General features: G+C 73.8%; 7 protein-coding genes and 2 pseudogenes. 3 read left to right on the forward strand and 6 right to left on the reverse strand.

Annotation, left to right across the window (positions count from 1 at the left end; translation table 11 throughout):
• Positions 1-476, forward strand: a pseudogene (locus D471_RS40490) (acyltransferase family protein); the annotation flags it as partial.
• 36 nt (positions 477-512) lie between these two features.
• Here the strand turns inward: D471_RS40490 and D471_RS0126240 are convergent.
• From D471_RS0126240 to menB, 4 genes are all read right to left on the reverse strand, one after another.
• Positions 513-1355, reverse strand: coding sequence for a cupin domain-containing protein (locus D471_RS0126240; RefSeq protein WP_040691390.1), 843 nt, complete (start codon positions 1353-1355; stop codon positions 513-515).
• 117 nt (positions 1356-1472) lie between these two features.
• Positions 1473-3188 (reverse strand): 2-succinyl-5-enolpyruvyl-6-hydroxy-3-cyclohexene-1-carboxylic-acid synthase, encoded by a 1716-nt coding sequence (gene menD / locus D471_RS0126245; RefSeq protein ID WP_026128091.1) that lies wholly within the window; start codon positions 3186-3188, stop codon positions 1473-1475.
• Positions 3189-3758: 570 nt separating this feature from the next.
• Positions 3759-4739 carry an o-succinylbenzoate synthase gene (locus tag D471_RS0126250; protein ID WP_017601367.1) on the reverse strand — a complete coding sequence of 327 codons (981 nt, stop codon included), beginning with the start codon at positions 4737-4739 and terminating at the stop codon, positions 3759-3761.
• Positions 4736-5575, reverse strand: a complete 840-nt coding sequence (menB, locus tag D471_RS0126255; RefSeq protein ID WP_017601368.1) for a 1,4-dihydroxy-2-naphthoyl-CoA synthase — start codon at positions 5573-5575, stop codon at positions 4736-4738. The genes D471_RS0126250 and menB overlap by 4 nt, the downstream gene beginning before the upstream one ends.
• 230 nt (positions 5576-5805) lie before the next feature.
• Between menB and D471_RS36330 the strand changes: the two genes are divergently transcribed.
• The gene (locus D471_RS36330; protein ID WP_051059256.1) at positions 5806-7005 is read left to right on the forward strand and encodes an AMP-binding protein; all 1200 of its coding nucleotides are present in this window, start codon (positions 5806-5808) and stop codon (positions 7003-7005) included.
• Between the two features lie 102 nt (positions 7006-7107).
• Here the strand turns inward: D471_RS36330 and D471_RS0126265 are convergent, their stop codons facing one another.
• Entirely contained in the window at positions 7108-7737 is a 630-nt protein-coding gene (locus D471_RS0126265; protein WP_017601370.1) for a TetR/AcrR family transcriptional regulator, read from the reverse strand.
• 127 nt (positions 7738-7864) lie between these two features.
• On the opposite strand from D471_RS0126265, the gene D471_RS36335 reads away from it, so the two are divergent.
• Positions 7865-8941 (forward strand): DUF2867 domain-containing protein, encoded by a 1077-nt coding sequence (locus tag D471_RS36335; RefSeq protein ID WP_017601371.1) that lies wholly within the window; start codon positions 7865-7867, stop codon positions 8939-8941.
• 84 nt (positions 8942-9025) lie between these two features.
• On the opposite strand, the pseudogene D471_RS36340 reads toward D471_RS36335, so the two are convergent.
• Positions 9026-9431, reverse strand: a pseudogene (locus D471_RS36340) (hypothetical protein); the annotation flags it as partial.

Genomic DNA, 9431 nt, shown 5'->3' on the forward strand with positions numbered 1-9431 from the left:
TGCGGCGCTCCGGCCCCTGGACGGCGGTCGTGGCGGTGAACTCGGTGGTGCTGACCGTGTTCCTGTGGCACATGAGCGCCGCGGTCATCACCGGCGCCGCCCTGTACGGCACCGGCCTCCTGGCGCAGTGGCCGGTGGGCTCGGCCGCGTGGCTGCTGCAACGGGTGCCCTGGCTGGTCGCGGTCACCCTGGTGCTGTCGGTTCTCGTGGTCGTCTTCGGCGGCGTCGAGGCGCGCACCGCCCCCTCCAGCGCCGGATGGCGGATCAGCGCGCGGACCTCGTCACCGGTCGGGAACGCGGCCTGGCGCGCCCTGATCGCGTTCGCCCTGGCCGCGATGCTGGCCGGGCTCACCGGAACCGCCACAGCCGGCGCGGGGCGAAGCGGGGTGGACACCCTCTCCGTGGTCGCCCTGGGCTCCTACGTGATGGGCGCGTCGATCCTGCGCCTGGCCCGCCGCCGCTGGTCCGGAAGCTGAACGCCGCGACCGGTGGCGAGGCGCCGCCCCGCCGGTTCAGAACCGGAAGTCGAACCGCGGGAAGCGCAGGCTACCGCCCTCGTCAGCGATCTCCAGGTCCTCGAACTCGAAGGCGGGCGTGGTGAAGCACGTGGCCAGGGTCTCCTGCGCGGTGAGCGTGCGCGCGGTCTGCCACGTCCCGGCGGGCACCAGCACCTGGAGCGACTGACCGGCCTCCGCGTAGGGGCCCAGCGTGTACCGCTCCTGCGGCACCGGTTCCGGCCCGGTCCCGCCCAGCTCGATCAGCGTCGGTCCGCCCCGGCAGAACGACCACATCTGCGCCGAGCGCAACTTGTGCCATCGGCACCGCTCGCCCGGGCACAGCAGGTACTGCAACGCCGACGCCGTCTCCCGCTCGGACTCATAGCCCTCCGGTCGCACGTACACGCCGCTGCGCCACGTGGCGCGGAACCACCCGCCCTCGGGGTGCGGGAACAGGTCCAGCGCCTCGGCCGTCGACCCGCGTTGGTCGACGGCCGTGAACACCCCCGGGGGCTCGCGTCTGAGATAGCGCACGCCCACGACCGCCTCGCGCGGGATCGCGCCGTAGATGTGGGGGAAGAGGACGCCGTCGTCGAGCGAGGAGCCGAACTCCTCGTCCAGCGGCAGGTGGGCGGAGGGGTTCTCCCAGCGCACCTCGCAGGACAGTCGCGCGGTGTCGACCACCAGGACGCAGAACGGCTCGCTCGCCGCCCGGTACAGGCTGTTGGCCACCGCGAGCATCGCGTGCTCGTTCGGGGAGGCGTGGACGAACCCGTCGGTACGCAGACTGTCCGGCGCCACGTCCCCGGTTCCGCCTCGCCAACGGGCCAGTTCGGTCATGTGCAGCACGTAGTTCATCGTGATCGACCCCGCCACGTACGCCCCCCGGGGATCAGGTGTCCCGCCGGTCCCTTGTGGGCCTTCTTCCCCCACCGCAGTCGACGCAATCCTGGAATCCGTGCCGGGGGCGGGAGATCACACGAGCGGGTCGACCGCCTCGTCTACGACCGCCTGCAACCGGCGGCGCAGGGCGGCGCTGTGGGACCGGTCGGTGCACACCTCGACCACGCGCAGCCCCTCCCCCATCAGCGCCTTGGGCAGGTCGGCCGCCCACTCCAGACGCGTGTAGGGCAGATCGGCGACGGCCGCGACCCGTTCCATCGACACCCCGTGCGGAGTGCCGAAGACCCGCTCGAAGTCCGGGTGCCCCGCCTGCTCCAGGCCGGAGAAGATCCCGCCGCCGTCGTTGTTGACCACGACGACCGCCAGGTCCGGTCTGGGTTCACCGGGGCCGATGATCAGCCCGTTCTGGTCGTGCAGCACCGCCAGGTCACCGAGCAGGGCGTAGGAGCGCTCCCCGCCCTGCCGCTCGTGGGCCAGCGCGGCCCCCACGGCGGTGGACACCGTCCCGTCGATCCCGCTCACCCCGCGGTTGCCCACCAGCCGGACCCCGCACCGCGCCCGCATCGTTGCGTCCAGGTCGCGGATGGGCATGCTGGACCCGGCGAACAGCAGGGATCCCGCGGTCAGTTGCGAGGCCAGGTCGCGGGCCAGCCGAGGCTCGCTGATCAGTTCCTCGGCGTCCAGCGCCCGGTCCAGGGCCGTGCGGGCGGCCTCCTCGGCCCGCCACCAGGAGCGCGACCAGTCGGTGCGCCGGGGCTCGTCCCACGACAGTCCCTCGGGCGGTGCGACGGCGGCGACGACGTCGGTGGCGGTGCGCGCGGGGTCGGAGAAGGCGTTGGCCAGACCCGCGGCGGGGTCGCCGACGGCGGAGGCGGTCACCACGACGTGTCGCCCGGCGCGCCGCAGGTAGGCCTGGATCTGCCGCGAGAGGTTGGGCCGCCCCACACTGACCACCAGTTCCGGGGGGTGCGCGGCCGAGAAGCGCGGCGAGGCCAGGAGCTGGCGGTAGGTGGACAGCGCTCCGGTGCGGCGCGCGTTGGAGGTGGGTTCGGCCAGCAGCGGCCACCCGGTCAGCTCCGACAGGGCCAGGAACGGCACAGGGTCGTAGTCGCCGTCACCGCACACGATCACTCCGCGCTCGACCCGGGGCAGCACGTACGGCGCGGGCTCGGTCGAGGGACCGGGGCGGTTGATCCAGGGGCGGCCCTCCTCCCGGCCGTCCAGCGGTTCGGTCCACGGGACCGGGGAGGGGCCGTCGGGGGTCAGCGGGTCGCGGAAGGCCACGTTGAGGTGGACGGGTCCGGGGCGGCGGTCGACTGACGCGCTCCAGGCGCGGCAGGCCAGCGACCGCCAGTACGGCACCATGCCGGGAACCGGGTCCGGCGTGCCGACCTCGGCGAACATGCGCACGGCGCCGCCGTACAGACCGATCTGGTCGACCGTCTGGTTGGCACCGGTCCCGCGCAGCTCGGGCGGCCTGTCGGCGGTCAGCACGAGCAGCGGCACCCCGCTCTCGTCGGCCTCCATGACCGCCGGGTGGAAGTTCGCGGCCGCGGTACCCGAGGTGCACACCACCGCCGTCGGGCGCCGCGAGGCCCGCGCCAGGCCGAGTGCCAGGAAGGACGCCGAGCGTTCGTCGACGCGCACGTGGACGCGGATGTCGGGGTGGGCGACCAGGGCGAGCGCGAGCGGCGTGGAGCGCGACCCCGGTGCGACCACGGCCTCCTCCAGGCCGCACCGGACCAGTTCGTCGACGAGGACCCGGGCCAGGGCGGTAGACGGATTCATCGGGTTCTCGGGGCCAGGTCCCGGGCCTTCGCGGACCGGGAGGAACGCCCCTGCCTCCTTGCGGGTGGTGTCACGGTTGCCGTCGGCCCGCTCGCGGGTGCGGGGGTACCGGTCGTGGATGCCCTGGTCGGTGCCGTGGGCTGCGGCGCTGCCGAGGCGATCGGGGACCGGAGGGCGGGGCGCGCGACCGGACGTCACCACCTCGGTCACCCCCCGCCCGCGTCCTCGCGCGCACTCGGTCGCTCTCGCTCGTTCTGGTCACGGGGCCGCCGCGCCACGGCCCGGTTCCCTCCTCGGCGGTTTCCTCCGCCCCGGCGCCCGGGGGCGCCGGTGTGCGCTGGTCACCGCCGTCTCCATCTTCGCGCGCTCCCGGAGCGGAGTGCGCCCGACCCCCGGAACCCGGAAGGGGACCCCGTCTTTCCAGTGAACCGTGTCCACCGGGGTGCGGTGGCGGGTCACGGCTGTGATCTGCGACCCTCAGCCCCTGGCGCGTACGCGCGGCGGCGCCCGCGCACGGGGGCGGCGCTCCCCCCGGTCCGAAGGACGCGCGGGACCGCCGCCCCGGACGGTTCAGAGGCCCGACGACCTCCCAGCCTCCCGGGCGGCCTCGGCGCGGGCGCGCCAGGCCGACGGGTCGGTCTCCACCGAACGCAGCCGCTCCTCGTCGACCGACACCGCGCGCACCGGCAGGGACCCGTCCTCGGGCAGCAGCGGGTCGGCGGTGACGTCGGCGGTCAGCATCTGCATGGTCGCCAGTCCGCACGCGTGGGGCAGTTCCGGCAGCGCGGCCGCCAGAGCCACCCCCGCGGCCAGGCCCACCGACGTCTCCACGGCGCTGGAGACCACCACCGGCAGACCGCACGCCTCGGCCACGCGCAGGGACGCGCGCACCCCGCCCAGCGGCTGCACCTTGAGCACGACGATGTCGGCCGCCCCGGCGGCCCGGACGCGCAGCGGGTCCTCGGCCCGGCGGACGGACTCGTCGGCGGCGACCGGCACGTCGACGCGCCGCCGTACCAGGGCGAGCTCGTCCAGGGTCGCGCAGGGCTGCTCCACGTACTCCAGACCGAACCGGTCCAGCTCCCGGACCATCCGCACGGCGGTGTCGACGTCCCAGGCGCCGTTGGCGTCCACGCGCACCCGACCCGAGGGGCCGATCGCCTCGCGCACGGCCTCGACGCGGGCCAGGTCCTCGCTCGGGGCCTGGCCCCGCTCGGCCACCTTCACCTTGGCGGTGGCGCACCCCCCGGCGCGGACGATCGCGGCGGCCCGCTCGGGGTCCACGGCGGGCACGGTGACGTTGACCGGTACCCGGTCGCGGACCGGGGCGGGCCAGCCCTGGTGGGCGGCCTCGTGACAGGCCGCCCACCAGCGCGACGACTCGCGCGGTCCGTACTCGGCGAAGGGGGAGAACTCACCCCATCCGGCCGGCCCGCGCACGAGCATGCCCTCGCGCACGGTGATGCCGCGGAACCGGTTGCGCAGTCCGATCGCGAACGCGCGCCCCCCGGTGAGCCCGTCCTCCGGGCCGGGGTCGGGGGCGGCGGTCACGGGCGGCGCGGGAACTTGTCGAACTCCGGACGGCGCTTCTCCTTGAACGCGTCCCGGCCCTCCTGGGCCTCCTCGCTCATGTAGTAGAGCATGGTGGCGTCCCCGGCGAACTGCTGCATGCCCGCGGCGCCGTCGCTGACGGCGTTGATCGCGCCCTTGACCATGCGCAGGGCCAGCGGCGACTTGTCGAGCATCTCACGCGCCCACTGCACGGTCTCCTTCTCCAGGTCCGCCAGCGGCACGACGGTGTTGACCATGCCCATGTCCAGCGCCTCCTGCGCGCTGTACTGACGGCACAGGTACCAGATCTCGCGCGCCTTCTTCAGGCCGACGGTCTGGGCCAGCAGCCAGGAGCCGTACCCGCCGTCGAAGGAGCCGACCTTGGGGCCGGTCTGCCCGAACTTGGCGTTGTCGGCGGCGATGGTCAGGTCGCAGCAGACCTGGAGGACGTTGCCACCGCCGATGGACCACCCGGCGACCATGCAGATCACCGGCTTGGGCAGGCGGCGGATCTGCACCTGGAGGTCGAGGACGTTGAGGCGGCCGATGCCCTGCTTGGCCACGGCGTCGTCGCCCATGTAGCCGTCCTCGCCGCGGATCTTCTGGTCACCGCCGGAGCAGAACGCCTGGTCACCGGCACCGGTGAAGATGATCACACCGACCTCGGAGTCGTCCCGGGCGACGTTGAACGCGTCCTGGAGCTCGAACAGGGTCTGGGGTCGGAAGGCGTTGTGGACCTCTGGGCGGTTGATCGTGATCTTGGCGATACCCTCCGCGGTCTCGTAGATGATGTCGGAATACTCGCCCGACCGCTGCCAGTCGATCACGCTGCTCACGGCTTCTGCTTCTCCTCACGGGGACACTGGGACAGCGTGGACACGAGCGACCGCGTCCACGCGTCGACCCTACGCATTGTGCCAGGCGGGCCGGGCCGTGCGGGCACGCCCCCGGCACGCCGCCCCACCGGGTCACCGACAGGCTACTCAGGCGTAGTCTGTCCCGCGTGGCACAGGAGACAGCAGAAGTATTCCCGGAATCGACGACGGCCTTCGAGGACGGCCGGCCGCTGCGTGCCGTCCGAGGCCTGGACCCGGGCCGCCTGGGAGACCTGGTGGCCCGTGCCCTGGAGGGGGACGGGCCCGCCCTGCTGCCCATCCCCGACGGGACCCCCGACACCCGCGCGGCCGAACTCCTGTCCGCGATGCGTCCCTCGTCCCTGCTGACACCGGACGGTGTCATCGGCCTCGACGGCGGTCCACCGGTCGCCCCCGACACGGCCCTGGTCATCACCACCTCCGGGTCGACCGGCCGCCCCAAGGGCGTGGAGCTGTCCGGCTCCGCGCTGCGCGCCTCGTCCCGGGCATCCGTCGAGCGCGTCGGCGCGGCGCCCGGTGACGCGTGGCTGTGCGTCCTGCCCGCCGGCCACGTCTCCGGCCTCCAGGTGATCCTGCGGGCCATGGCCACCGGCACCGAGGCGGTGCACGCGCCGTTCGACGTCGACACCGTCGCCGACCTGGCGGCCCGCCTGCGCCCGCACGTGTCCCTGGTCCCGACCCAGCTGCGCCGCCTACTGTCGGCCGGGGTGGACCTGTCGGCGTTCGGCACGATCCTGCTGGGCGGCGCGGCCGCCGAGCCCACCCTCCTGGCGGCGGCCCGCGACTCCGGAGGCCGGGTGGTCACCACCTACGGCATGACCGAGACCTGCGGCGGCTGCGTCTACGACGGGCTCGCGCTGGACGGAGCCCGGGTGCGCGTGGACGGCGACGGGCCGGGCGCGCCCGGCCGGATCCTGCTGTCGGGTCCGATGCTGTTGACGGGCTACCGACTCGCTCCCGGTGTCGCGCCCGACCCCGGCACCCTGGTCACCGGCCCGGACGGGCGTCGGTGGCTGCGCACCAACGACCTGGGGCGGGTCGACGAGCGTGGCCGCCTGCGTGTGTTGGGCAGGGCGGACGAGGTGGTCAACACCGGCGGGCACAAGGTGGTTCCCGCCCAGGTCAACGACCTGCTCCTGGCGCATCCCGCGGTAGCCGAGTCGGTGGTCGTGGGCAGGCCCGACCCCGAGTGGGGCCAGCGCGTGTGCGCGGTCGTGGTCCCCGCCGACCCGGCCGACCCGCCGACGCTGGAGGAGCTGCGGTCGTGGGTGCGCGAACGCCTGCCCTCCTACGCGGCGCCCCGTGAGCTGGAGGTGCGCGACGCGCTGCCGTTGCTGGCCTCGGGCAAGCCCGACCTGGTCGCGCTGCGCACACCCGCGCCCGGCGCCTGAGGACGGGGCCCGCCCGGTCCGGCCGCCGACCGCTGCCGGGTCTCGGATCGCTCCCGGACCGGGGTGGGACCACCGCGTCCGGACGGATGTCGGGCGGACGCGTCAGCCGTTCGGTTCCCCTCCCCCCTTCCCGCGCGCCGCCGTGCCATGGGGGCGGTCCAGGACCAGGTCTCCGGCGCGGGACAGGACCTGGAGCCGGGTCCGGCCGCCGTGGTCGGCGGCGAGGAAGTGCGCGCCGATCGCCAGGCAGAAGGCGAGCAGGCCGCGGGCCTCGACCTCGTCGGGGTCGGGGCAGAAGGTGCCGATCGTCTCGCGCAGCAGCGCCATCCGCTGGTTGTCCACCCGCCGCAGCCGTTCGGCGACGGCCTCGTCGCGCCGGGACCAGTCACGGACCGCCAGGTCGATGGGCAGCAGGCGGTCGTCGGAGAAGGTGAGCATGCCCGCGAGCTGGGCCTTGTCCCTGGGGTCGCCGCCCTCGCGCTCGACCCGGTCGAGCACCTCGTCGACGCTTTCGCGCTCCCAGGCGTCCAGCATCGCCTCCAACAATGCGTCGCGGTCCGCGAAGTGCCCGTAGAAACCGCCTTTGGTGACGCCGATCCGCTTGGCCAGCGCCTCGACGCGGACGGCGTCCGGACCGCCGTCGGCCAGAGCTCGCAGCCCTTCCTCGATCCACCTCTCACGCGGTGTGCGAACAGTACCCACGATGTGCGCCACCTCACTGTTCCAGTTCATATACGCGACCGTATACAAGGTCTAGTCTCGTTCTATACGCAAGCGTATACGCGGCGGGGCGGTCGGCGCGGATCCGAGCCGCACCAGGTCCCCGCCCTTCCCGGAGGCAGGAAAGGCGGCAGCAGCCATGAGACTCCCCCACACCGCCCACACCGCTCGGCCGTGGCGGATCCACGAACTCACCCGCGACTTCCGGCTGGAGGACGTGTGGTCGTTTCGCACCCCCGGAGCCGGACCGGACGACTTCCCCGCGATGCTCGCCGCGCTGCGGGAGGCGGGTGGGCCCGAGCGGCAGTCCGCACCGGTCCGGTTCCTGTTCGCCCTGCGCTGGAAGCTCGGAGCCCTGTTCGGTTGGGACCGGCCGACGAGCGGGGTCGGGGCCCGTGTCCGCTCGCTGCGCGACCGCCTGCCCGCCGACCTTCGACGAGCCCCGAACACCCCGGGCTCCGGCAAAGACCCGTTCACACCGGTCTACGAACTCGGCGACGAGTGCGCCAGCGAACTGGCGAACACGACCGTCCACACCGTCATGCACCTGGGGTGGGTGCCGACCGATCGGGGCGAGTACGAGCTGCGCATGGCCGCCCTCGTCAAACCCAACGGCCTGTTCGGCAGGGTGTACATGGCCGCCATCGCTCCGTTTCGCCACCTGATCGTCTACCCGGCGCTGACCCGGCAGTGGGAGGCCGCCTGGCGCGACCGCGACCGCCCGCGCCCGGCGGGCGGCACCCCGCAAACCGTCGACGGCGCCGTGGGCACGGGTGCGGTTCCCGCCTCCGTCCTCGCCCTCAGCTCGCTGTCCAGGGTGGACTACATCGACATGTTCACCCTCTCCACCGACGTGGACGCGACACCCGAGCAGTGGGCCCGGGCGATGTTCGGCGACGTCCCCGACCCCCTGGCGCGGCTGATCTGGCAGGGTCTGCTCGGCCTGCGGCTCAGCCGGGGGCCCTCCCCGGACACCGTGGCGGGATGGCGGATCACCGGACGCGGGGACGACTGGATCCGGTTGGCGACCGCCTCCCGGTCCACGTCCGACAACCTCGTCGTACGGGTGGCCGACGGGCGGGTGTCGCTGGTGACCTGCAGGCGTTACGGTCGCCCCCTCGACCGCCTCGTGTGGACCCCGCTGTCCGCCGTCCACCGCCGCCTGGCCCCCGGGGTGCTCCGCGGCGCCGTGACGGCGGTCCGGGCACCCCGCTAGAGCACCTCGGCGAAGCGGGCGCGACAGATCCCCACCCGATACGGCGATCTGTCGCGCGGTCGCGGGTGCGCGAACGCCCGCCCCCTACACCACACCGCGCACGCCCGCACCCGGCGCCCGGGAGAACGGGGACCGGCGGAGCGGGGAGCGCCTGCGGTCGCGGGTGCGCAGCCGGAACGCGGTCGCGGCCACGAGGACGGCGCACACGAACCACAACGGTCCCAGGAACAGGTGGGACACCGGCACCGAGTCCTGGAAACCGGCGGCCACGCCGGTCTGCATGGTGCCGTAGGTGGGCAGGAGGGTGACGATGTCGCTGTCGGAGGCCGGGTTGGACACCGGGTTCTGCAGCCCCATGTCGATGATCGACAGCATGATGATGCAGAACATCCCCTCCAGCTCACCGCGGAGCAGCGACGCCAGCATCACGCCGATCCCGCCGAAGGCCAGCGCGGCGCCGAGCAGCGACAGCCACAGCATCACCGGCTGG

The sequence above is a fragment of the Nocardiopsis lucentensis DSM 44048 genome (assembly GCF_000341125.1).
GTDB classification, from domain to species: Bacteria; Actinomycetota; Actinomycetes; order Streptosporangiales; family Streptosporangiaceae; genus Nocardiopsis; species Nocardiopsis lucentensis.

Excerpts from the sequence above, each read along its gene's own strand:
- D471_RS0126240 (WP_040691390.1), bottom strand. The coding sequence starts at position 1,355 with ATGAACTACGTGCTGCACATGACCGAACTGGCCCGTTGGCGAGGCGGA.
- menD (WP_026128091.1), bottom strand. The coding sequence starts at position 3,188 with ATGAATCCGTCTACCGCCCTGGCCCGGGTCCTCGTCGACGAACTGGTC.
- D471_RS0126265 (WP_017601370.1), bottom strand. The coding sequence starts at position 7,737 with ATGAACTGGAACAGTGAGGTGGCGCACATCGTGGGTACTGTTCGCACA.
- D471_RS36335 (WP_017601371.1), top strand. The coding sequence starts at position 7,865 with ATGAGACTCCCCCACACCGCCCACACCGCTCGGCCGTGGCGGATCCAC.